The sequence below is a fragment of the Paenibacillus faecalis genome, from assembly GCF_900289175.1.
In the GTDB taxonomy this organism is placed as follows: Bacteria; Bacillota; Bacilli; order Paenibacillales; family Paenibacillaceae; genus Paenibacillus_AQ; species Paenibacillus_AQ faecalis.
Genome location: NZ_LT985747.1, coordinates 3,667,767 through 3,692,131, shown reverse-complemented (window position 1 = coordinate 3,692,131; position 24,365 = coordinate 3,667,767). Strand labels below are relative to the sequence as shown.

At 39.1% G+C, this 24,365-nt stretch carries 21 protein-coding genes and 3 pseudogenes; 12 read left to right on the top strand and 12 right to left on the bottom strand.

The features are described 5' to 3' along the window. Positions 1–55: 55 nt before the first annotated feature. From C8268_RS17395 to C8268_RS17385, 3 genes and pseudogenes are all read right to left on the bottom strand, one after another. Positions 56–307: a hypothetical protein gene (locus C8268_RS17395; RefSeq protein ID WP_234032874.1), complete on the bottom strand. Its 252-nt coding sequence runs from the start codon at positions 305–307 to the stop codon at positions 56–58. Between the two features lie 53 nt (positions 308–360). Further along, positions 361–1,003: pseudogene (locus tag C8268_RS17390) on the bottom strand (phosphotransferase). A gap of 385 nt (positions 1,004–1,388) precedes the next feature. Next, positions 1,389–1,697, bottom strand: coding sequence for a class I SAM-dependent methyltransferase (locus C8268_RS17385; RefSeq protein WP_106768834.1), 309 nt, complete (start codon positions 1,695–1,697; stop codon positions 1,389–1,391). A 648-nt stretch (positions 1,698–2,345) separates the two neighbouring features. On the opposite strand from C8268_RS17385, the gene C8268_RS17380 reads away from it, so the two are divergent. From C8268_RS17380 to C8268_RS17370, 3 genes and pseudogenes are all read left to right on the top strand, one after another. Then, the gene (locus C8268_RS17380; RefSeq protein WP_106768833.1) at positions 2,346–2,924 is read left to right on the top strand and encodes a hypothetical protein; all 579 of its coding nucleotides are present in this window, start codon (positions 2,346–2,348) and stop codon (positions 2,922–2,924) included. 25 nt (positions 2,925–2,949) lie between these two features. Then, complete coding sequence (locus tag C8268_RS17375; RefSeq protein WP_106768832.1) at positions 2,950–3,435, top strand: hypothetical protein; 486 nt, start codon at positions 2,950–2,952, stop codon at positions 3,433–3,435. Positions 3,436–3,507: 72 nt separating this feature from the next. Continuing rightward, a pseudogene (locus C8268_RS17370) lies at positions 3,508–4,236 on the top strand (transposase); the annotation flags it as partial. A gap of 441 nt (positions 4,237–4,677) precedes the next feature. On the opposite strand, the gene C8268_RS17360 reads toward C8268_RS17370, so the two are convergent. The 8 genes from C8268_RS17360 to C8268_RS17325 form a co-directional block, all read right to left on the bottom strand. Continuing rightward, entirely contained in the window at positions 4,678–5,568 is an 891-nt protein-coding gene (locus C8268_RS17360) for a hypothetical protein (protein WP_106768831.1), read from the bottom strand. An 11-nt stretch (positions 5,569–5,579) separates the two neighbouring features. After that, entirely contained in the window at positions 5,580–7,229 is a 1,650-nt protein-coding gene (locus C8268_RS17355; protein WP_158702763.1) for an EAL domain-containing protein, read from the bottom strand. 302 nt (positions 7,230–7,531) lie between these two features. Then, the gene (locus C8268_RS17350) at positions 7,532–8,938 is read right to left on the bottom strand and encodes a glycosyltransferase family 2 protein (protein ID WP_106768829.1); all 1,407 of its coding nucleotides are present in this window, start codon (positions 8,936–8,938) and stop codon (positions 7,532–7,534) included. Further along, positions 8,935–10,056, bottom strand: coding sequence for a HEAT repeat domain-containing protein (locus C8268_RS17345; protein WP_106768828.1), 1,122 nt, complete (start codon positions 10,054–10,056; stop codon positions 8,935–8,937). Before C8268_RS17345 ends, C8268_RS17350 begins: the two co-directional genes overlap by 4 nt. Before the next feature lie 19 nt (positions 10,057–10,075). After that, positions 10,076–12,241 (bottom strand): hypothetical protein, encoded by a 2,166-nt coding sequence (locus tag C8268_RS17340; protein WP_106768827.1) that lies wholly within the window; start codon positions 12,239–12,241, stop codon positions 10,076–10,078. A 28-nt stretch (positions 12,242–12,269) separates the two neighbouring features. Continuing rightward, entirely contained in the window at positions 12,270–13,718 is a 1,449-nt protein-coding gene (locus C8268_RS17335) for a CotH kinase family protein (RefSeq protein ID WP_158702762.1), read from the bottom strand. Positions 13,719–13,729: 11 nt separating this feature from the next. Further along, positions 13,730–14,407 carry a DUF4956 domain-containing protein gene (locus C8268_RS17330; RefSeq protein WP_106768825.1) on the bottom strand — a complete coding sequence of 226 codons (678 nt, stop codon included), beginning with the start codon at positions 14,405–14,407 and terminating at the stop codon, positions 13,730–13,732. A gap of 18 nt (positions 14,408–14,425) precedes the next feature. Continuing rightward, complete coding sequence (locus tag C8268_RS17325; RefSeq protein ID WP_106768824.1) at positions 14,426–15,121, bottom strand: polyphosphate polymerase domain-containing protein; 696 nt, start codon at positions 15,119–15,121, stop codon at positions 14,426–14,428. A gap of 596 nt (positions 15,122–15,717) precedes the next feature. Here C8268_RS17325 and C8268_RS17320 point away from each other — a divergent pair. The 9 genes and pseudogenes from C8268_RS17320 (at position 15,718) to C8268_RS17285 (ending at position 23,736) form a co-directional block, all read left to right on the top strand. Next, a complete protein-coding gene (locus tag C8268_RS17320; protein ID WP_106768823.1) occupies positions 15,718–17,364 on the top strand; it encodes a formate--tetrahydrofolate ligase in 1,647 nt (548 codons plus the stop codon). 343 nt (positions 17,365–17,707) lie between these two features. Continuing rightward, positions 17,708–17,947: a GNAT family protein gene (locus C8268_RS23215; protein ID WP_234032870.1), complete on the top strand. Its 240-nt coding sequence runs from the start codon at positions 17,708–17,710 to the stop codon at positions 17,945–17,947. Further along, complete coding sequence (locus tag C8268_RS23210; protein ID WP_337441815.1) at positions 17,845–18,060, top strand: GNAT family N-acetyltransferase; 216 nt, start codon at positions 17,845–17,847, stop codon at positions 18,058–18,060. Before C8268_RS23215 ends, C8268_RS23210 begins: the two co-directional genes overlap by 103 nt. Before the next feature lie 274 nt (positions 18,061–18,334). Further along, entirely contained in the window at positions 18,335–19,090 is a 756-nt protein-coding gene (locus C8268_RS17310; protein ID WP_106768822.1) for a hypothetical protein, read from the top strand. A 416-nt stretch (positions 19,091–19,506) separates the two neighbouring features. Then, entirely contained in the window at positions 19,507–19,632 is a 126-nt protein-coding gene (locus C8268_RS23360; RefSeq protein ID WP_272939338.1) for a hypothetical protein, read from the top strand. Positions 19,633–19,944: 312 nt separating this feature from the next. Continuing rightward, positions 19,945–20,523, top strand: a complete 579-nt coding sequence (locus tag C8268_RS17305) for a DUF4256 domain-containing protein (RefSeq protein ID WP_106768821.1) — start codon at positions 19,945–19,947, stop codon at positions 20,521–20,523. Positions 20,524–20,790: 267 nt separating this feature from the next. Then, a pseudogene (gene ant(9), locus C8268_RS17295) lies at positions 20,791–21,575 on the top strand (aminoglycoside nucleotidyltransferase ANT(9)). A 77-nt stretch (positions 21,576–21,652) separates the two neighbouring features. Then, complete coding sequence (locus C8268_RS17290; protein ID WP_106768820.1) at positions 21,653–22,573, top strand: phosphotransferase family protein; 921 nt, start codon at positions 21,653–21,655, stop codon at positions 22,571–22,573. Between the two features lie 194 nt (positions 22,574–22,767). After that, the gene (locus C8268_RS17285) at positions 22,768–23,736 is read left to right on the top strand and encodes a DUF4180 domain-containing protein (protein ID WP_106768819.1); all 969 of its coding nucleotides are present in this window, start codon (positions 22,768–22,770) and stop codon (positions 23,734–23,736) included. A gap of 149 nt (positions 23,737–23,885) precedes the next feature. Here C8268_RS17285 and C8268_RS23205 read toward each other — a convergent pair whose 3' ends face one another. Then, positions 23,886–24,125: a GNAT family N-acetyltransferase gene (locus C8268_RS23205; RefSeq protein ID WP_234032869.1), complete on the bottom strand. Its 240-nt coding sequence runs from the start codon at positions 24,123–24,125 to the stop codon at positions 23,886–23,888. Positions 24,126–24,365: the final 240 nt, after the last annotated feature.

Sequence of the window (24,365 nt, the reverse complement as noted above, 5' to 3'; positions counted from 1 at the left end):
ATGTTGATTTTAAAGAACACCTCGGATTTTATGTGGCAGATATTCAAAGTGTTGTTTAATCATCAGGTTTCAAAAAAACTTTATAGGTTATATTATGAGCTACCGAGCTTTGAAGGTCAGGGTTAACATCACAATTATAATCGTACGGGTTTGTATCAAAACCATACATAACATTTAGCACATGATACAGTTTATGATTCCATAAAATCATTTCTCCTTTTCTTGGGACAAAAGGTAAGGCAACCAGATCAAATTGCTCAGCGCGGTTTCCCTCGTGATCATCTAATACAATTGCCAGTTCGATCACTTTCAATTTCCTCATCTCTCAAATGTAAAAAAACTTTGCAAGTGACTTTTTTCTTAAATCCACTCTTTTCCGTGTTCGCGAATGAATCGAAGATCCTCTTGATAATGATAATAATGTCCTTCGTCGATCATTTTTTGAAACGCGATATCGCCTTCTTTGGCTTTCCTTTGCATCGTTTTACATAATCCTTCTACTCGCAGCAACACCATTTCTAAAAACCCTTTTTCTTTTCCCTTCATACCATAGGAATCAAAGAACAATTGTACCCTTTGCTTGATTCGCTCAGCATCCTTTAACGAATCATAATAAATGGCTTCGCCTGCTTCCGTATGATAAAGCCTGCTTAAAGGAACGCAAGTGTAAAGCGTATAAGCGATATCCCAAAGTCTTGGGCTAGGAGCAACCAAATCAAAATCAATTACACCGACTGGTTTTTCGCGATGAAAAATAATGTTATAGATAGCAAAATCATTATGGCACATCGCCTCAAATGGCTGCGGGGTGTTATCAATGGGCTGCCAACGTTCGTCCATTGGAAAATCACTCACCACCATTTAAACCTTTGTGTTCAAGGTGCTTTAGCAATGTATGAATTTTAACACTATCCGGTTTTATTTCTCGTCGAACCGTATCTCCCAAACGATATACACTGGAGACATTCCCTCCGGTTAGCGCTTCTTCTTTTTCGTACTCCACACCATGTATCCCTTGAATGATTTAAGATTGACATTTAAACGCATCCTTAAGAACCAAGTACCGCCACTGTTTCTATCCAGTTAAAGGGAGAGGTAACAGCTTATCAGGGCCAGTTATATAACCCGATCACACGCGGTCGGGTTTTTGTTTTGCTCAAAATTGTAGACAGATTATAGATGAGGGGAGATAAGCTCCTTCAAAGACTCATAATAATGATAAGAAAAGCTGAATTTGGAATATTGGAAGCGTTCGTCCAGACTAGCCCAAGACTTTTGAAGCTCATCAAGACCGACATTATAATAGGTGTTAATATCCTCAAGTTTATGAACTCCTGGCTTTTGCAGCTCGGTGATATTGATGACCTGTTTTCCATACTTTTGGGGTTTTATCCTGAACGAGTGAGAACTCCGCCATCTTTAATGATGCGATATGCTTCCTTGAAACAAGCATCTAAGTCGTTCAGATGGTGGATTAATGCTCTTTCTAATACAATGTCAATATCGTTTGCAGGTAGGCTTGATTGGTAAGCGTCTCCCTTTAGAAATGTAGCGTTTTGAATGTTCTTACAGTTATTAGCCGCCCCTTTTAACATCTCATCCGAGGAATCTACACCAACTACATGAGATGCCCCCATCTTAATAAGAGCCTTCGTATAAATGCCACCTCCACAACCAAATCCGCTTATTCGATACATCTACTGTATCTTTTATTAAAGATATCCAAGATTCATCAGCGTTTCTTGTTGCATACGTCTGCCTGTTTTGTTCATCGTGAAAGTTAATTGGCACTTGTAAAGTCCCCTCCCACTAAAAACAGTTTTTTAAAAAAAAGTTTCGTTGTATGAAACTTAGTTTCATTTACATAACTGTACCATATAATTCTATTAAGCTCTATACGTATAGCGCTATTATTTCAAGTTCCCTGTCATCGAATAGGTGTGATATTGTTGTTCATTGTTATTTACACCCAAAACATTTTTGAAAAAAATTGCGACGCGTCAGAAGCCCATAAACTATTTATGACCGCGCCTTTCTCCATGGCTAGCACTGTAGGTCATAGCAACGAAAGTCTTTTAACGACGCATACAGACAGCTTGATGGCTATACCGCTTGAAGTGGTTCAAACTTAGGAGACGGGCTGGAGGCGAACTTATATTGAATGTTCGCCGTACCATCCGCCTTGACTACAATCTCATTCACGTAAACGATGAAGCACTTTTCTAAGAAAGTCTTACAATTGTCATTGCCCTGAATTCCCTTGTTAGGTGAGGTTTTCCAGGAAATACATTTGTATAATTAAAGCTATTTATTGTATTTTTTTTATTAGGCTATTTTTAAGGAGAATGAGAAAAACAATTATCAAAAAAATCCTTGTACCTATTCTTATATCCACCTTACTAGTGGGTACATATGGTGCATGGCTGCCAAACGAATCTTTTGTGTTATATATGACTCCTACAAATTCCGATCAGTTTATCATTGTGGAAGATTCAGCATCTAAACTTACAACAGCACAAAATCTAGAGCAAATATACAGCTCTTCTTTAGAAGAACCAAGTAATGATTTACTCCTTTGTGTAGGAAAAGCATTCAAAGCGGATGAAGTAACACAAGAAGAGACTAAAAATAAACCGAACCTATTGATGGCACAACCTCTAAAAACAACTGTTTGGGATTTTAGAAATGTTATGGGTGCTGGAGTAGCTAACGCAAGAAAAGTTAAAAATGTCTATATGGATCGAGGTGGGCAACATTTTGATGCATACTGGGATCTAGAATATGATCCTAAGCACGGAGCGATGAAGAGCGCTGATGCAACTATAACCGTTAAATTCACTGCGTATAACACTCTTGACAAAGAAGTTAAAGGCCCGATTATTGCTTATTCTACTTCTTCAAACCCAATTGTAACGAAACCATAATAAACTTTGTTTGTGAGGGTTAATAATGAAAAAAATACGTGTATTTCTTTTATCTATCTGTATCTTTTTACTAGTTTTGTTTATTGTTTTATTTGGATTAGAAAAAAATAAAATGAATTATACTGAAGAACAAATTGCAAACCTGGTTGAGCAACGGACTGACTTATTAAATTCAATTGAAGGACGTCTACGTAAAGGTACCGATCCCATATACCAAATGTATGCTGAAATAAGCTATGTTTTTGGAATGGATCGTGTTATTAGCCTTGATCAAAATAATAACTACAAATTTATCTCATACTCTAAAAGTTTAATTCAATATCTTCACAATAATCTTAATATGTTTGCTGGAAATAACTATGGCACTAGAGAAGACAGAATTTTTTTAGCTGATCAAGTGAAAACCGTTTTAGAGGCGATCCAGAAAGATAACTTCAACAAAGGTTATAAATCTCAAATTCTAATTAATGAATTGACAAAAGAAACTAATAAGTATCTTGAAAGCAGATAATATTTATTAATAACTCAACTTTCGCAGCTGGAAAATCGCCTTAAGCCCTTGAAGGTATAAGAAGAATTCAGAATACGCCATTTCGGATCGCTTATTTCTTCCAATCGCGTGCGTGTGTTTATCGTTGACGATTCTGTACTCAGTCGAAACCGGAGTAAAAAGGCTACACGATGTTAACCCTGGGTTGGTCGGATGGTTTTAGCTTCGCTCCGCTTGACTTTGTCATGCTGTCTTCAGCCAAACTGGCCAATCGGATATGCGAAATGGCTTCGAATTTTTCCAACGCAGCCATGGATACAAACGTCGAATGGCGGCCTTTTCCCGGAAGCCAGAGCCTTGCTGGATTGGGCGTTGAATGCAGGATTCACCGCCGACTATGTGCTTATGGATAGCTGGTTCACGCAAGCTCCACCTCTCCGTCAGCTTAGCGAAAAAGGTCTTCCTGTGATTGGCATGGTGAAGGAGGTGAAGCAGCGCTACCTGGTTCAAGGAAAGCGAATGACATTAAGCGAGGTCTTTCACAGCCTACCTCAATCAAATACTAAAGAGATCAAGGGCTCCGTCGTTGTACAAACTGCCTGTGGTCTGCGAGGTCTATTCTTTCTATTTGCTGATGAAGTTCGTGATCTGAATTTCCAGACTGCGCTCCAGCAACTTATGAACTTATTTCTCCAAATGTCAAAGGCCAAATCCAAGAAGAATAAAACAGCTATTTTTTGTCAACTACAGGATTGGATCTCTAGTTTACCCAGCTATATCAAGGGTTTGTTTGGAGATTTGAGCTTGTCCAGTAATCTATAACTATAATTATGGAGGAGATCATCCATTGAATACTGTTTACTTCTTAATTGGTGTTGTATTTATGTGGTGCTTTATAAATAGTTTTAAAAAATCAAAATATCAAAATATATACATGATTGTAGCATCTTTAGTATTCGGGTATATGTATTATCACGTTACATATTTATTGGGTTTTATCTAAATAAAGTTAACATTAAAGCACCCTGAAGTGCATCCCTTAGAGTAGACATTGGAAAAACCCCTTGGTTTAACCGACGAACTCTAAGGGATGTATTTGTAATGGCGATGAAAGATCAAAAGTTTTAGACTTATTCAGAGGAACTAAAGATGGAGGCTATCCGTCTACACGTGGAAGAAAAATGGACATATCGGCAGATTAACGATCACTTGGGTATACAAGATAAAGATCGGATGAAGCGTTGGATGCGCAAATACTTTGCTTCATTGTGAATAGATAAGCTCCTTCAAAGACTCGTAATAATGATAAGAAAAGCTTAATTTGGGATATTGGAAACGTTCGTCCAGACTAGCCCAAGACTTTTGAAGCTCATCAAGGCCGACATTATAATAGGTGTTGATATCTTCAAGTTTATGAACTCCTGGCTTTTGCAGCTCGGCGATATTGATGACCTGTTTTCCATACTTTTGGGCAAAATTAACTTCGTTCTTGATTTGAGTATATTCGTCAGTACGATCATAATTCATTACTGCAATCCCATCACCTGCCAAAGAAATCAAGCGATCCAGTTCATAGAGAGAATATCTGTCATAGAAATGAGGAATAGTAACAATCATAATCAATTCCTTATCCTGTGCCACCTGATATGCTGCTTCCAAACCATCAATAAATGTTTCTATTATTTTTACTTTGCCCTTCTTATCAGCTTCATCCCATTCATCCAAAAGATAAGGCTCTACATCAAAAACAATACCTTTCATTCTAGTCTGTTTGTCTACCTTTTGATTGAACAGATCTACTTTCATGATTTCTTCTTTCAGAGATGCTCCGTCTGCTTCCAAACCCCATTGGGCTTCTCCAGTTAGGTAAAATACATCAATATTATGTTCAACCATTTGAGAAAGAAAAGATTCTACTTCTTGTGATGCCAGTAATTCTTCGGAGAATGATTGGTAGATCGCTCCAATATTCATCTGATCTAGAATTGACAATAATACAGCACGCTCTTCAGCTGAAACAACTTCATCATTCCAAGAATAAATACTATACTTGCTTTGTGCATCCGTTGTCTTTTGTGGAGCGCTGTAAACAATGAGGGTAATTCCTATAATTAAAATGAGGGGAATTCCCAAATAATTATTTAGATTTTTCATATTTATATTCCTCATATAAGCTTATCTAACTCAGAATACGGCATTGGCTGATAGAAGAGGTACCCTTGTGCATAATCACAATCCACGTGTTTAAGTAATTGCAATTGTTCTTCAGTCTCTACTCCTTGACAAGCAACTTCTACGCCAATATCATGGCACATTTCTACTATACTTCCCATAATGGAATGTATTTTCGGATTTTGTATATCTTTGATCATTTCCTTATCCAGCTTTAAGGTATCTATGGAACAGTTTTTCAGATCCATAATGGAAGAATAACCGCCTCCAAAATTATCGAGGGCCACTGTGAAACCATAGGATTTTAATTCATTAACCTTGCTGATAATCTCAGGTATATTCTCTGCTGAAATATGATCGGATATTTCAATTTCCAAATAACTTGTTGGGACCTGTTGTTCTTGCGCAATCTCTTTCAAGGTTGTACAGAAATCAGGACGGTAGAAACTATACCGTGAGAAATTACAGGATATGTGAAGCAGCTCCTTTTTGTCATTAACTCTTTGTCCCATCAGTTGACACACATTTCGGAACAAAGCGATATCTACCTCACCGAGCAATCCATTCTTCTCAAGAACGGGAATAAAATCACCTGGGAACAAAAGTCCTCTCTTCTTATTTTGCCAGCGTGATAAGGCTTCAAATCCTACAATCTCCAAACTTTCCACATTGAGCTTTGGTTGAAAATAAGGAATAAACTCATTGTTTTCAAGGCCTGTAATAACTTCTTGATCCAGTTCTTTAACCAAATTGATCGATTTGAAAATCGCCTCATCATAAATGGCATAACTAAGGTTATTGTTCTGTGCATATTTTCGAGCTTGCACCGCATGATTGATAGCCAGGTTCAGGTCTTTATCATGAATCGCCAAAAAATAAATACCCGACTTAAGCGATGCCACATAATCCTTAGATTCTTGCTTGATCGTGTTCTCAATGTCCAAGTAGAGTTGATCCAGTCTCTGCGTTAGTTGCTGCTGGGAGAGGTACTGTATCACCAGAATAAAACTACCTTCCGATATTCTGGCAAACATCTCGTATTCACTAAGTTGTGACTGAATAATATGTGAGATATGCGTGAGGGTATTGTCTCGTTCTACATATCCATGTACTTCACTGATATAAGAGATATTTTCTATTTTTAAATTGACAACACAATAGCTGTAGCGATTATGATCCGTGATGAGTGCAGCATAATCTTCAAACAGTTGAACGTGATTCCCGTAGCCAGTCATTTGGTCAGTATGAATCTGCTTCATCAGACCCTTCTTATACTTGCGAACGAAGGATATCATAACGATTAAAAGAGCGGTAGAAACGAACAATAGGGCTATGATGATGATATCCGTTCTTTTATGTGTAATCTCGGGCTCCTTAGGTATTTTTGACCACAGGAGCTGTTCTTTTTGTTCGCTTGTAATGGATTGTAAGGCATCAGTTATACGGGATATCATGACTGGATCCGCTATTGATGTGAAAGCAAAATAAAGTTCTTCAGTACCTTGCTCTGTGGGGATGGAGAAATATTTCTCACTGAGTGTTAAGTTATAGGCTTCGATTTGTTCCTGATTAAACGGATAGGCAGATATCATATCTACTTGAAGATTCTTGATCAGATTATCACGTTCAACATTTTCATCCATATAGATGAACTCAATCCCCGTTTTTTTCGATATGATTTGGAGTAGATCAGGCACAATGCCTTTGAATGTCTGATCTTTTTCATCAAAGTACTCCATTGGGTAGTGATCCGGATTACCTGCCACATAAACTACAGCTTCCGATTTCGAAGTTGTTTGAGTCCCTTGTACAAGAGCGCTGTTTGTGTGAGCGTCTACGGCTGCTGGACTACCAGTGAATATGAGCAAGAATGCTAATAATATCCATGAAAATTTCCATAACCTTTTTGTCATCATCAGTTCCTCGATTCACTTAAATCCAAATTCTATAGATCGGTATTCAACTTCTGGCGTGTGATTTTTCCCCAATGCTTCTTCTTTTTCTTATATTTGATAAAAGCAGTCATTCTAACAAATGCAATAACTAGTCTTAGTCCTGCATTCTCTAGCAAACATAAGCTGATGACCTTTATGACATCACCTAGCTCAAGCTTTAAATTCTGTGTATGGATGCGAGCGAAAAATGCGGTCAGGGAAAGAATTGCGCCAAAGCCTGCATATATCAAATAAAACAGAATCATAAAAGGAACATTAATCAGATTAAACGAAAAGGCAAGCATTATCGTTAACAACCCAAATAACTCAATAAAAGGTGAAAATAATTCATAGAACAGATAGTAGGTATAAGATGTTATACTGACAACTCCGTATTTTGGTTTTGCAAACAGTTTCCTATGCTTCACAAGGCTTTGGAATAGCCCGAGATGCCATCGTCTTCTCTGCTTAATAAGGTCGGACATCGTTTCTGGTGCTTGACTCCAGCAAATAGCATCTGGTTCATATTTAATAGAGTAGGGGATATTATGTGAACGGCAGAATAAATGCAGTTTAACGACAAGTTCCATATCCTCGCCTAGAGTGGAGTGATCATAACCTCCAACGTTAACCACCATGTCTTTTCTAAAAAGGCCAAACGCTCCAGAAATAATCAAATTTCCATTAAATTGATCCAAAAGAATTCGGGACGCCAAGAAGGAGCGGTTATATTCCAGTGCCTGCATGATGATCAAAATATTATTGGGCAACTTGTATTTAGTCACTTTACCATTTTTAAGTGTAACTCCGTTTGCGATGTTTACAAGCCCGCCGCATGCAATAACGTCACGGTTCTCAAGTACAGGCTGAATGATTTTTTCAAGGGCATCATCCTGCAGCATAGAGTCTGCATCCATACAGATAAAGTAGGGGAACTGGGAAGCGTTAATTCCCATATTCAAGCTGTCAGCTTTGCCGCCATTCTTCTTACGAATCAGGGTGATTGGAATATTGCCTCTAAACCCAAGATAGCAAGCCTCCTCAGGTTTGCACGAAATCAATTTGCGGATTGGGCGCTGAATCTCATGTAAATCGAAATAATCAATCAAGACTCGTGATGTGTTATCTTGAGATCCATCATCCACCACAATAATCTCAAATAACTTATATTTAGAATTGAGCAAAGAAATAACGGTATCTACAACGGTAATCTCTTCATTATAGGCAGGTACAATGATCGAAATCGGAATATAGTAGTCATGTTTGAGCTCATTCTTCATCTGGCGCATTTGCAGCTGTTTGTATAGCACTGAGGTGCCGACCGCAACGGACAAGAATAAAAATGTAGAATATATCAGCAGATATAGAATGAAGAACAAGCTGACATAATCAAAAAATAACTTGATAGAATCCATCATGGGCTTAAGCCCTCCTGCTTCGCTTTTACTTTGATACGGTTTCGCTCGTCTTGGTATAACAACATATCCCTAGCGAATCGGTCAGTACCATTGTATATAGATGCAAGCTCATTGTAATTCTTACGCAAAGCGTTCAAACTTTCCGCTGCATTATACCGAATATACCAATTGGAATGATTCATTGCTTTCTTTAATGCCTCTACAGATTCGTTGGACTTATATGTTCGAATTACGGATGCCGAGATCGCTATGAGTTCCCAGTCATTTGAATCTTCTGTCAAAGCATTGTACAAAAAGCTCTGCATCGGTTCATATTCATATTTCCCAAAATAGCGAATGATTGAAACTTTAACTTCCTTATTCGTGTCCTTCTTTATTAACAGAGAATAGAACTCCTCTTTATATTGATCCGAAACAGCATGCATGTATTTCACGATCGCAACTTGAATGTCACTGTTAAATTCGTTAAAGTGCTTCCACAGCAAGGCACCGAGTCGTGATTTATCACCTTCAAAAGACAATAGACCATCGGCTAACAATTTTTCATGGTGGAAGATCTGTTTTTCATTGATCAAGATTAACGCAGATAACACATTCTTTTCATTGCCAAAGCTGTAAAGCGCCTTGAGTGCATTCTCCCTGCAATAGGCTGATTTCGTAACGATAAGCTGCAGCATGGTGTTGATGATCACATCTTGTTCAAGATTTTGACAAACCTTGTATCTCGACATCAAATAGGCAAAATAGGCTTTTCTCATATCATCTTTCTGCATATATTTTACCGCTAGCGTACTAAATACTTGTCTGCTGTTAAACAGATATTCCTGCACTACCGAGGCATCTTTCTTAAAGGCATCTTCAATGGCTTCATGAAAAGCCATCAGCTTATTTGGCATCGATAACATTTGGCCTAACCTGATTTGAATATTTGGCTCAATCGGTTCTTGGTTGGCAATATGCTCGAGCTGCTGATTAATTAGGTTGGAAATGTCCTCGGTACGGATCTTAAACTTTTTGTATTGAGCTTTGCGATAAAAAATGATGCAAACATTAAAAATGAGCATGCTGATACATACACCTATATAAATATAAATAAGCTCTTCAACATTAATAATCATGTGTATGTATCATTCCTTACTAATCGTTATTTGCCCAGACTTTCTGGACCTCATAATAGGATTTCTTCAATCGTTCGTGGTAGGTTACTTTTCGTCCCCAACCTTCTAATGCAAAAGGCTTCATCTCAATCCGCTGGTTGTTTTCCTCATTATTGCCGATTCCTGCATATAGCTTGTCAATCTTGATATTCTCCACACCATAATGTTCATAGTAATCATCATGAATCATCATTTCAGAAGGATTAGAGAAATTGAATAACTGCCATGGAATTTTGATCTCGACATATTCACCGTTGAAGATAAAATCTGCAAGCGAGTTAAAGTCCGGCGCTTCAGGATTAGCATTTCCGTATGTTAGAAGTCCAGTTTCATAGATATCTCTATTCTTTTCTTTATTTTTAGCCTTGTTCCCAGGCTGTGCCATTTCATTTGGATCTAACACTGCTGTTTGAAGAATCAGATTGATCTTCTTAAACATGGGTGTGTTTTTATCAGGAGGGTTAAGATAAGCATCCTTGCCCTCAATTTCCTGCCGATACATAGCGCGTAACACTTCGTATCGTTCTTGTACCAGCACACGGCTATTTTGTTTTCCATCAATAACCATCAAAAAGTCTGCATTTCGCTCAAATTTCACATCATCATTCTGGCTGTAGTTGCTTCCTGTCTTGGGAGTCGTATCAATAGGAATGTATATCGTATCTTCTTCAGTAAACCCCTTATTCCATGCTAAAAAATAGATGAATTTCTCATCATACTTCATAGAAAGTGAAGAGGAGGGGGTGTCAATCACTTTATCTTCTTCTTCCCATTCTGATAGATCACCGTCCACATAGCTGATGCTCTTCTCTTGGCCGGGATCAAATGATAGAAGTCCAAAATACTGTTCATTCGTCTGGTAATCGCTCCAATAGGGCGTTTTTGTCAAATCCACGGCATGCATCGTGTTCCAGGTACGCTTAAACCATTCATCCTGCCATGTAAAAATTACAGCACCTGCTGAACCAGCAGCCATAATATCGTTGTAGCTGTCAATAATGGCCTGTCCTTGCTGCTGTTCCGACATTCTTCCTTGAGAACGTCCTGTATTTACATCTCTTTGCGCCATTCCTCTTGATGTAGGAAAACCGAATTCTGAGATGACTACTGGCATTGTATGATGATCATTAATCATTTTTAAGTAAGCGTAATACGTATTTATTTGGCCTGTACTGTCCACATACTTTTCTTTGTCTGGCATGTAATTCAGATAGTCAGGATAATAAGGATAAATATGATAGGAAGCAAAAGTGCCGGATAAAAAGTTTCTTGTCGGCTGGATATTTTCGACATCTACCTTGGCTATCTTATAGAAATAATTCGATATCTGATCTGGATAATCAAATGGATCCGTAGTAGCCCAATTCGAAAATGCAACGAGACGCTGCTGCTTATATCGTGTGCTCTCATACTCAATAATCTTGTCTCCAACCTGTGCTAACATCGCTTCGAAGGGAGTGGCATCCACAGTGGTACTTAAGTAATTGCCTATATAGATGTTCTTGTCTTTCTGCATGTGGTCCGTATAGGCAACGGTAACATCTTCCCATTCAACTCCTAAAATATATCCAATTACCCAAGGAGAGATATCCTCCGTATAGCTGCCAGATCCATATCCTCGGCCTAGTTCCAGTTTTCGATTTCCATGGATAACATCCACAAGAAGTTTGGAGTCTTCCAGCATCTGATCTAAAAAACTTTCATCATAGGCATCTACACGAGAATTCTGAACATAATCATTGACCCATAGCCCGTGGATAATATACAGAGGATTTTCATTCCCTGTATTATACTCACTCACAGCATCATAGAAGGTATCGTCCAATATTGTATAAACCCGAATGGTATTGGCACCCATCTCCTGAATTAATTTAAACCAACGAAGATAGGTAGCCTTATCAATCGCATAATCTGTGGCAAAATAGCCTGGTATCCCAACACCCATATCTACGCCTTTAATTTGGAATTCCTCATAGCCCTTTCCCTTACCGTGATCGACATAAATCTTCTCGCCCTCAGTCTTTGTAAAAGTTGCTATAGGCGCATCGGTGGAGAAAGAAACATAAATTCCCTTATTGTAATACAGATAATCGCCAATAAAGTAAAGTAGGAGGACGGATACGCAAATAATAATAAACTTTTTCAATCAGCGTTCCTCCTTTCTATGTAAGCTTCTAATGATTAAACTTTTTGTTTTTAGATTCATGGCTGTACTGGTACAGGGTTTCGATATTCTCGTCCATCCAGTTGCCTCTCTTCTGAATAAAGTCCTTCAATTGTGCTATAGCTTCATCATAACTGGTAATATTCCGCTCGTAGGGCTCAAGTAAACTCCAATGGGTGAGCTTTGATGGATCAAAGCTATAGCCCCACACTTCAAAGTTGCGATCACGTGCATCTCCCAAATAAGCGACCGTTTCATCAATGTAGTTCATAAAATACTCTTCGCTTAATGTCGTTTCTCTAAGAGATCGATATCGATTAATGATGGCGTCAATAAAGGCTTCTTCCTTGGTAAGCATGAAATACCAGGTTCGTTCATGAAGCTCAAACCCAGTACCATCATGGGCTACTTCCATATAATTTCCAAATGCATTGTTAAAGTCCCAGACAGGTCCAATATGAATTTTTCCACGGATATCTTTGTAGAAATAAGTAGAGTACACAATGGCATCATAGTTTTGAAAGAACTCATTAATAATGAAATAATCTACAAAGGACTGGGTATCGATTAAACTCTCATAGCCATAATCATCATCATCATAGTCGTAGGAAAAAAGTGCTTTTTCGAACTTGCTAAAGTCATGTTCAATATAATCTTTTAGTTCTGGCGTAAGCTTTCGTGTTGGAGGGTACTCCACATTAATCATAAATCGATGAGTTTCTGTATTTGGAGGCATTCGCTTGGCATATTTAGTAAAGTTGTTTAATTCATTCTCGGGAGTGTCGCCTCGATCTACTCTTAGGATATAACTGGTGAATGGATCTCCATCTTTGTAATTGGCTATATTCACTCTCTCATTCCCTTGAGAAATCGTCTCCATCATGACGTAAACACCCTGGTATTGTTCATTAACAAATAGCTCAACAAAACGAACTCTGGGGGCGTAACCCATAATCTCAGCCGAAATATTCATGCCCAAATAATTGCGCATTAAGGTTTTGTCTAGAAACGGACCATTCATTACCCAGTTGTTATGGGAAGGCATGCCTAATACCTTTTTATTATTTTCGGTTCCATCCGCATTTACCAGTTTTACCAAGTACGATTTCTTATCAAAATGGAGTGATGAATTTCCTCGATATCGAATATCTGCTAAGGTAGTAAGTGCAGGTTCATCCGTAAGATGGTTATTCTTTCCTTGCGCATCATATATGTTTAAATCGGTTCTCACCATCTCCTTTTGACCTCTCATACCAGGTATGCTTGCTCCATTGGTATTAATAGAAACAATCGGCAGATGGGTGCAGAAAGCCTGATCTTTCTGGACGCAGGGTTGTGACGGAGCAGCTGTCAAGTGTTGATGTTCCCACGTATTGGTGTCTGACAGGGCAACCGAACTAAAGAAAGTAAATAAAAGGGTTAGGCATATTACGGCAAAATAAATCAATTTTTTATTCATAACTTTCACCGTTAACCATCAATTTCATCGTTTTGAGTGACCACATTGACATATTCAACATCATCTATTTCATAGAGTGCCTCAGTAATGCTTTTATTTCCCTTTGCCGCATCGGCCAGTGTTTTACCGGATAATTCATAGATTAGCTCTACGGAATCCCTTGTCGAATTTAATACTCTTAGATTCGCTTTTGATTTGAAATAGGAGAACACAACGGATTCGATGTTTCTTTCCTGATTTTTGGCTCCGCGGATGATAAGAAGCCTTCTGTTGTCATTTTTGATTCTTCCTAAGAAGAGCAGCATGATAAACAGAGCAACCGTACTCAGTGAAGCAATCATAAACTCACCGGCACCGCAGCTGATGCCTGCCACAATCGCCCAGAAAATATACACGGTATCTCTGGAATCCTTAATCGCTGTTCGAAAACGAACAATAGACAAAGCACCGACCATACCTAAGGATAGAGCAACGTTATTTCCAATGACCGCCATAACACTTGTCGTTAAAATAGTGAGCATCACTAAAGAAACATTAAATTTTTTACTATAAATCGTACCGGAATGAGTAATCCAGTAAGACAAGAATATAACGAGTCCAATGACAATGGAGACTCCTAAATTTGTTAATATTCCTTCTAAATTCAATGTTTGACTTTGTTCTAGCATTTTCGATAGAAATTCTCTCATGTTACACCTTAACCGCCTTTACGATAAATGGTTTAATAAATTTCTTCTTCCCAGAACATATTTGCAGACTGCTAATTCACTTTTACTGCACTGGTTAATCATGTTTCGGATATAACTGAGTAAGAAATGATTGTATTTAACCTCGAGGACAACGTTGAAGCGATCGAGTACCGGGTGCATGTTCAGATGGTTAGAGAATATGTCAAAACAACTTTCTGTTGCTTCAATGTGATTGTCAAAGGTGATTCTGATCTTATTCTCCTTTGCAATGAATGCTTTGCGATTGTACTGAATAACTGCGGTCGGTCGATAACAATACATATTCATATATCCATAACACTCCGCTGCGAACGGTTCAGGATATTTCAGCAGAGACGAATAGTTGCCTTTGCATAATTGAATAGCGTCTGCTCTTTCGATCCGCAAGGAACGTTTCTTTTGGTAGGGACCTTGTTTCTGTTTCATTTCAAGATGCGCATATTCACTTGCTGGGTCATAAATTCGAAGCCGTATTTTCCTCCTGATGTATACACCATTTAGTTTCTCAAAATAATCACGATCGTCCAGCGTATCAAAATAAAGTGATCTGATCGTGTACCCGTCTGCTCCATTATGAGGATCCTGCTGCAACAACTGACTTAAATAGTGACTATGCTTCACATAATCATCAATAGATATCAGGTATTTCTTTTCTTGTCTAAATACTTCATTCATTCAGACATCCCCCACTATTCTAAAAAGACAGAAAATAACGTTTTATGTTGAATATTCAAATATAATATCAAACTTAACTGAATATTTTCTGAATAAGTCAAATATAACACGAAAAAGAGAAACAAGCCTGCCGAAAACGTGTTGATCGGGTGCGAATCATGGTTCCTTTATCCAGCAACGTGTTTAGCAAAGCATACAGCATTATTGAAGACCCGTTCGGCATCCAATTTCAATTCATGTATGATGATAGACTAAAAGAAAAGAATAGAGTGTAGTGTTGGCAATCAATCGTTGACGCTCTATTTTTTGCGTTTGTGGGGAAAGGGTTTAGGAAGCAGCGCAGAAAAACGAAGAGGAGCCCGGCAACCAATGTGACCATTACGAATATTTGTAGAAACACTTGTCAAAACAAATACCAATTAAGATTTAGTTTGCAAAATGACCCTGTACTAAAATCGCCTCAAGATCGTTAACTTTTTGGGGTGAAATTTCTTATAATATTATTTAGGGAGGCTACACCCAGATTTAGATTTATTGATGAAATATGCCATCTTTTATAACTATTTTTTTATAAAGGCTATTAAGCGAAAATAGACATGGAGGCTTATATGAAACCAATTACAGAAGTTGCAGCAAAATTGGGCCTGGAGCCGGATCAGCTTGAGCTATACGGAAAATGGAAAGCGAAGTTAACGGAGGATGTATGGGCATCCATCTCGGAGCGGCAGGACGGAAAGCTGATCCTTGTTACCGCCATGAATCCGACGCCGGCAGGAGAAGGCAAGACGTTGACAACGATCGGGCTCACCCAAGGATTGAATCGGATTGGACGGAAGGCGGCCGCCGCACTGCGCGAGCCATCGCTCGGACCGTGCATGGGCATGAAGGGCGGCGCTACAGGCAGTGGCAAAGCTCAAATTGTGCCAGCCGAGGATATTAATCTACACTTTACGGGCGATATCCATGCGATTACATCGGCGCATAATCTGCTTGCGGCACTCATCGACAACCATATTCACCAAGGCAACGTTTTGCGTCTTAACCCGGCGCGCATTGTATGGAAACGAGCGCTCGATATGAATGATCGGCCGCTGCGCCAGATCGTTATTGGCATCGGTGACAACAATGGTACCGTGCGCGAAGACGGCTTCCTTATTTCGACCGCTTCGGAAGTGATGGCTGTGTTGTGTTTAGCGGAAGATATGGCCGATTTACGGGTAAGATTGAGCCGGATCGTCGTGGCGTATGATATGGACGGGCGGCCGGTGACGGCAGGTGAGCTCCAGGCGGTGGACGCGATGTGTGCCCTGCTGAAGGATGCGATCCATCCGAATCTGGTGCAGACGCTCGAAGGCGATCCGGTGTTCGTTCACGGCGGGCCGTTCGCCAACATCGCCCACGGGTGCAGCAGCATACGTGCGACCCGTCATGCTCTCAAGCTGGCTGATTACGTCGTGACGGAAGCGGGATTCGGCGCCGACCTGGGCGCGGAAAAATTCATAAACATCAAGTGCCGCCTGGGAGGCCTGCATCCGTCAGCTGCGGTCATCGTTGCGACCGTGCGTGCGCTCAAATACAACGGCGGCGTACCGAAACAGGAACTCTTAACGGAGAATGTCGAGGCGATCCGGTCTGGATTCGGCAACTTGCGGCGCCATGTCGAGAACATGCGTGGCTTTGGCGTGCCGGTCATCGTCGCTATTAACCGCTTTGCGTCGGATACGGAGGCAGAGCTGGCGCAAGTTGCTGATCTCTGCGCAGAGCTTGGCGTGAAGGCGATCGTTTCGGACGCTTGGGAGCGTGGCGGTGAAGGCTGTCGTGAGTTGGCGCAGGAAGTGGTTGGGTTGGCCGACGGAATGGCGGAGGATACGTTCCAACTGCTCTATCCTGATGAGATGCCGCTTGAGGAGAAGATTGAGACGGTCGTTACGCGCATCTATCGCGGAGCCGGGGTCAAATACCGCCCGGCTGCGAAGCGGACATTGCAGGAATTGGAGCGGCTTGGCGTGCGTGATCTTCCCGTCTGCATGGCGAAGACGCCATATTCGTTCACCGACCGTCCTGCCGTGCTCGGGGCGCCGGAGCAGTTTACGATTGAGGTGCAGGATGTCCGCTGGTCGGCCGGCGCAGGATTTGTCGTTGTGCTGACGGGGCAGGTGGTCACGATGCCAGGTCTGCCTGCGGAACCGGCGGCGTGGCGCATAAGGCTGGATGAGGCGGGACATATCGAAGGTCTGCTCTGATATTGGGGGCAGGAGAGTTGTCCTTCGCAAGTGACAGTTTTGAATAAGATTGTGCTAACTGAAGCCAATAAAATACGATAGACTTCAAGCTAAAGTAATGGAGCCACTTCTTTATAGATGGCTCCTTCTTTGATATTAGAGTTAACTTCAGAGGTTGCGACAACAAATTAATTCCAATTCTGTTGTTGCTTTGATAAAAAAGGTTTTTTTGTGGAGAATATTAAAATCAAATACTAATTAAAATTGAAAGTGTGATTATATGAAATCATACATGGGTTGGCGCTACTCAATAAAAAATCTTCAATTATAAAATAGGAGGAGCGTGATAAAACAGAATAGGAGAATGATTCATCAGAAAAGCAACAAATCCGTAACAGCTACTCACGATTTTTTAAATTTCGATGATAAGCAAGAAATTCAAAATGAAATTCCCTCATATTTATCACAGCTTGATGTTCGACTTTGGTATGTTGAGAGCTCATTAATTGGATTTTCAGCCATTCATCAAAATCACTTAGAAATGTTTTTTTACATCCTAATGAAATTGGCAAAGGATATGGAAAACAAATCATTCAATTATTAATAAATAATTTTGGGGTAAATACTGTTCATGTCAATAAAGACAATGAGAATGCAAAAATGTTCTACCTGAAAAATGGCTTTTCTATTGTCAACGACACCAACAGACAATTCTGATCGCCCATACTCCAATATTACATTTAAAACTACAGGAAAAACAAAAATGAACCTTCTGCTTTTAATTTTTCAATGATTTAAATAGCTCTATGTGTTACAACAAAAATATGTATGGAATAGGATTCCTAAGAAATTTCGACTTATTTTTGGGATATTATTTCTTAAGTTGAGCTAGAAATAACGAATAGCAATCTGAAGGCTATTGATAGACTTCATAAAATCAGCAAAAGTATAAATTTGTAGATAACTTCGTTCACAGTTAGGAGGGAGCGTCTTGTCATTAATGTGCAGTTTGTTTGGCCATAAGTTGAAGAATGGTATTTGTGTTCGTTGTAATAAAAAACAGGCTGGGCACGATGAAGATATTCACAATGCAAAAGGTATAAACGAGATTTTACCGACCAGAAAGAAATTGGAAGAGCAGATAAAGCATGATCTTCAAAAAACTATTGAGAGTGAAAAACATACAACAAATCCAAAGTTTCATAGAACGGAAAGAGAAGAAGAATTGTCTTTTAATTTTTCTCAAAAGTGGGTCTCTATCATCCAAAAGTATGAAGATGCCATATATAAAGAAACAGAAAAAGTCGGGACGATGAATAGTATTGATGAAAATATTGAGCAATGTTACGAGGCGATTGCTGCTTATGAAGCATTTAAGAACTATTGCTATAGAAAGAGCAGAGGTGGACAGATCTACTTTGATGATATGTGGGAGCACTGTCACAATTCCAAAAACCCTTGCTTTAGCTATATCCAAAGTACAAAGGATTATCTTAAGGAACTAAAAGAAAACTATGACGCCTATAAAGTCAGGTTTGAAAAAGAGAGTCAGCTCGATATGATGCTTTTAGACATCATCAATAATGAAAATGGTATTTTACAGCGTAAACTTTATAAACTAATTCCAGAGGTGCCTCAAGCTAGTATACGAAAAGTTGTAGATGAGCTTGTAAAAATCGGAAAGGTTAAAAAGGAAAAGAAAGGAAGTGGTTATTTGTTGTGTATTGCTAAAGGTGATACGAATTGACCAATAAAATTAGCAATTTTTTCATAAAAAAGTTTAGAGGGCAATTCAAGAAATATTTGAATGATAATTATGGGCAACTAAAAGGTAAGGGAGAAAACCCTGTTTGTTGACACGATAACTATTAAATAAATTTGGGATTGATATATTATGTTATTGAGTAACAAGATTATTTAAAAGGCAGAGGTTTCAAAAAAAATCGAAGTCCTTTTATTTTTGGGGTAACTTTCCAATTCCTGCAATCCGATAAAGCCAACGAAGAAATATAAAGTTTTTAGAATATTTAAGGGAAATTATTTACAGGGAGTTATTAACTATGAGACTGGAAGAACATGAAATATAACAACTTTCTACGTATGCAAGAGGCCCTCCAAGAATTTCAAACGTTATAACTGAAAAATTTTAACGGAGGGATTGTTATGAATGACAAAGCGTTTTTATCATTATTAAAGCAGGTGGATGAACCTTTTTCTGGATGGGATTTCTCGTTTATTACTGTTGACGTGAAACAACATCGATTTATAATTTTAGCTAGAGCAATCTAGATGGAAACGGAGCCTTCGATTTTTGAAGGCTCCGTTCTTTTTTAAGGCATATAGTATCGAATACAATATCTCTTTTCAGCATCCCACTTGTACATTATTTGTTTGGATTCGAGCATAACTCATGGATTAAATCCGTATTTTCTGCAAAAAGTAAGCGTGCCTGCTTATTTAATACAAGTATTTTGGTAATATAATTATTCAGAATACTCTAAATCCATAAAAACCTGAAATAGAGTAGCAAAACAGGTAACGGCGGTAGCGTGTTACATTTTACAGTGTAGAGGTCAGGGTTATTTGAAGGGAGAAGTTAACATGGTAGAGAGTAAAAGCAACGATAAAAGGGAGTTATCGCCGGAACAACGTGCGGAACTACTCCAAACATTGAAAGCCCGTTTCGACAACAACATGAACCGCCATCAAGGTCTTGAATGGGCTAACGTACAAGCAAAGCTCGAAGCTCATACCGAAAAACTGTGGTCGCTCCATGAAATGGAGAGAACTGGCGGCGAACCGGATGTTGTTGATCATGACCATGAGACGGGCGAATACATTTTTTACGATTGTTCAGCGGAAAGTCCTAAAGGTCGCAGAAGTGTTTGTTATGATCGTGAAGCGCTGGAATCTAGGAAGAAACATAAACCAGAAAATAGTGCGCTTGATATGGCGGCTGCTATGGGCATTGAGCTTTTAACAGAAGATGAGTACCGGGAGCTGCAGAAGCTTGGAAACTTTGATTTGAAAACGTCGAGCTGGGTGAAGACACCTGCTAATATTAGAAAGCTTGGCGGGGCTATCTTTTGCGATCGTCGCTATAACACTGTCTTTGTGTACCACAATGGTGCGGATTCGTATTATGGTGCAAGAGGGTTTCGCGGCTCCCTAAGGGTCTAAATAAAAGGACGAAATACGATCAAAATACCTGTAAAACAGGGTTTCCGGACATTGAGTTTTTTCTGCTATGGGCCGGCGGTACCAATGTTAGGAACCCTTATTTTTTTATACAGTTGATACGAGAGGAAATTATATTATGAAAGAAAACAAATATGATGGATATACCAGGAATGAAGGATGAAATGCGTCGTCCCATGATGCTGATTGTATCGGCAGGCAAAAAAGGAAATAGACAGAATTAAAACAGATGAGAGGAGTTTGCAGTTGATCAGTGATTGGAATAATGAAAAAATACCGAAGGAAGCGATTCAAGCATTAAAAATAATTAATGAATTGCTTGGCAGTACGGTAGTCGGAGTATATCTATTTGGTTCTGCAGTCATTGGTGGTTTGTATATTAATAGTGATGTGGATGTCCTAGTGGTCGTGAATCATAGTTTATCTGAAGAAACTCGAAGAAAACTAACAGATAGACTCATGCTTATATCTGGCAAGATAGGAAATGCAAATTCTGTGCGTCCACTGGAAGTCACGGTTATAAACCATGAAGATGTTGTACCTTGGCGATATCCACCTAAGAATGAATTGATCTATGGTGAGTGGCTCAGGGATGAGTTTGAGAAAGGACAGATCCAAGAACCTACTTATGATCCTGATTTGGCTATTATTTTAGCACAGGTAAGAAAGAATAGCGTTTCTCTTTTTGGGCCAGATGCTTCAGATCTACTTGAAAACGGCCGATGGCAGACATTCGACGAGCGATTAAGGAGTCTTTACCAGGATTGATTGAGGGAATCAAAGGTGATGAACGCAACGTCATTTTAACTTTAGCCAGAATGTGGTTAACAGCGGCTATTGGTGAAATATCGCCAAAAGATGTGGCTGCAGAATGGGCCATCCCTCGGTTGCCTCAAGAGCATGCGACTTTACTCGACTTAGCCAGAAAAGCCTATCGAGGAGAGGTTGTAGATAACTGGGAAGGACTGGACTCCGAGGTGACAGCACTTGTTAATCATATGAAAAAATCGATCGAGTCTTGTTTTGGTATCTGAATATGAACTATAGAAATCATGGCTGCTCTTCTTTATCACAAACCTGACAGTCTAATTTATATATTTGGAGGGCTGATATGACACTCGAAACTAACGAAATTTTAGAATTGATACAGGAAGCAACGAAGCAATTCATTTCTGAAACGGCAATTGTACTTGAAATAGAAAGCACTCCGCTAAATATGGGATATCAAGCTGTCAACTTGTCTCGACATAAAGTTCTTATTGATGACCAAGGCACACAAGAATATGTTTCATTGATCACGAAGATGGCGAATAAAACGGAACGTCGAATACTCCATAGGTTATTTTTGCAGTCAGCTAAAGTACCTTTTACTAGAACGCATGACATCGACTCAAAAGATCGAGCCCTTATATGTATTCAGGATGTGGATTATAAGACCAATTATCAAAACCTTGAGCTTGAGATGCTTCAAAAAAAGGAAGTACGTGCCTTGGCTTATATTCATAAAACGAATCACGGGTTAAGAGAGGATTTGTCGTGGCTTCCTTTAGCTGATCGTGACCATATCGAAAAAATGATTAACGAGCGGTGGAAACCTGTATGGGAAAAAGCCAAAACTAATGAACAGTTTATTGAGACGTTCGGTAAATATATTCCTGAAGTCGAAGCTGTCTCCCACAGGATAGCTGATGATATTGAAGTGGTATTGAACGATGAAAGTTCACACACGTTAATACATAATGACCTTAATCCCGCAAATGTATTGGTGCACAATAATGATGATGTTCTCTTCATTGATTGGGAGGAAGCGAGGTACGGGTCATTTTTCTTAGACATCCCATTAAGATTTGATTTAAGTGAAGTGATGGCTTCGCTTGGAGTGGAAACTCCCGTTGAACGATTTGAGAAATGGTATGTGATTGCCTCGCGATTCCTCGGCATACGTTTTATGACTTGGAATTTAAGTGTATGGACAACTAACCCATATGCAAAGGATGGTCTACAAAAATATTTGAACATGGCTACTTCATAATTTTCAAACATGGATGGAAAAATAAAGGCTGGCGATTGTTGCTGGTCTTTATTTTTTTGCGTTCGACGAGAACATATTTATGGCTATTAGGAATAACCAGCTCAAGGCTAATTTGTTTAAAGTCAAAAAAATGCTTTTTATTTACCATTAACATATGTTATCATTAACACATGTTAATGAAGGGGGTGTGTTGTATGTCTATTAACCATGCAATCTTAGGAATGCTAAGCTACAAGCCTATGACTGGCTATGACCTCAAAAAGATAATACAAGCATCATCTTTTATGTATTGGTCTGGTAATAACAATCAGATTTATAAAGCATTACTTGAATTACACAATGAGGGGCTTGTTACAAACGAAATTTACCACCAAGACAGTTCGCCATCTAAAAAAATATACACAATAACGAATGATGGTCTACAAGAATTAAAAAGATGGACCCTGTCTGAATCTGAAATACCTGAAATTAAGAAACCATTTCTAATACAGCTTGCATGGACAGATCAGTTAAGCAACCGTGAAATAGACGAGCTTTTAATTCGATATGAGCAAACGATTAAGGAATTGGTTGCTACAGAGCAGGAAAGAAATCGAAAAGGAGCCTTTATGCCGAACAGAACTCCGCGGGAATCTGCGATCTGGAATTTAATATATGAGAATATTTTAAGTTCATATACAAATGAATTAGAGTGGATAAACCGAGTTCGCCAAGCATTACATCAGTTCGATGATTCAGACTACGGAAAAAAGAAAGAAAACGTACAATCTATGTTGACCAACACGAAAGAAGAGGATGAGATGACTTATAAAGTAATTGAAAAGAATAATCAAAAATACATTTTGCTGGAGGCCGGAGGAAAGCCACTACAAACAGAGCAAGATGGCTTAGAATTAATATCGCTTTGCGCTGTAAATGGAACGAATCTTTTGCTCATTCAAGGTGAAAGACTGTCTGCAGATTTCATGAAGCTTAGCACAGGAGTAGCGGGAGCAATATTGCATAAGTTTACAACATATAACATCAAGGCTGTGGTTGTAATGGATAGTAAAAATGTCAAAGGCAGATTCAAAGAATTTTTATCTGAGAGCAATAAAGGAAATATGTTCAGAGCCTATTCGGATTATGCCAAAGCGGAGAATTGGCTTTTAGATCATAAATAAAAATTTTAAACTTGACAAACACGTTTGTAAGTTTTCAAAGGCTTATTTTGGCTTAGATAGGAGGAGGTTCTGCGTCATATTTTATTTTCAAATGTATTAGTGGAAATAGTAAAGAGGGGCGGTGTACCCCTCTTTTTCTTTTTTATCGTCTAGTTCAGCTTTATATAGAACCTGATCTCTTCTTTATCGGGATGGAATCCAACCGATTCGTATAGAGACAGGGCGGATTTATTTGTAGTTAATACCATGAGACTAGCATGTTGCAGCTGATTTTCTTTGAGATACCTTAAAGCTTGTGTAAGCAAATACTTGGCAAGACCACGCTTTCTCCATGGTTCGCGGACAAAAACATCCTCTATGACACCATAGTCCTCTTCTTGCCAGGCCACTCAGTCCGCCAACAATAGCGTCTGATTGACGTAATACCATGGATGTCCACAGCTTTTTATTCTTGTATTCAGATAATCTATTAAGTCCTAATGGCGTGTCAGGCCAAATTTCAGCTTCGATATCCAGGTAATCTTTTTCCTCGCGAGGTGTCTCCATCTTCCAAACGATGTTTACTTGTCCCTTCGCGACCACTTTTCCATCCTCGAATGCACAATAAACGTTACTTCAATGATCCTCGT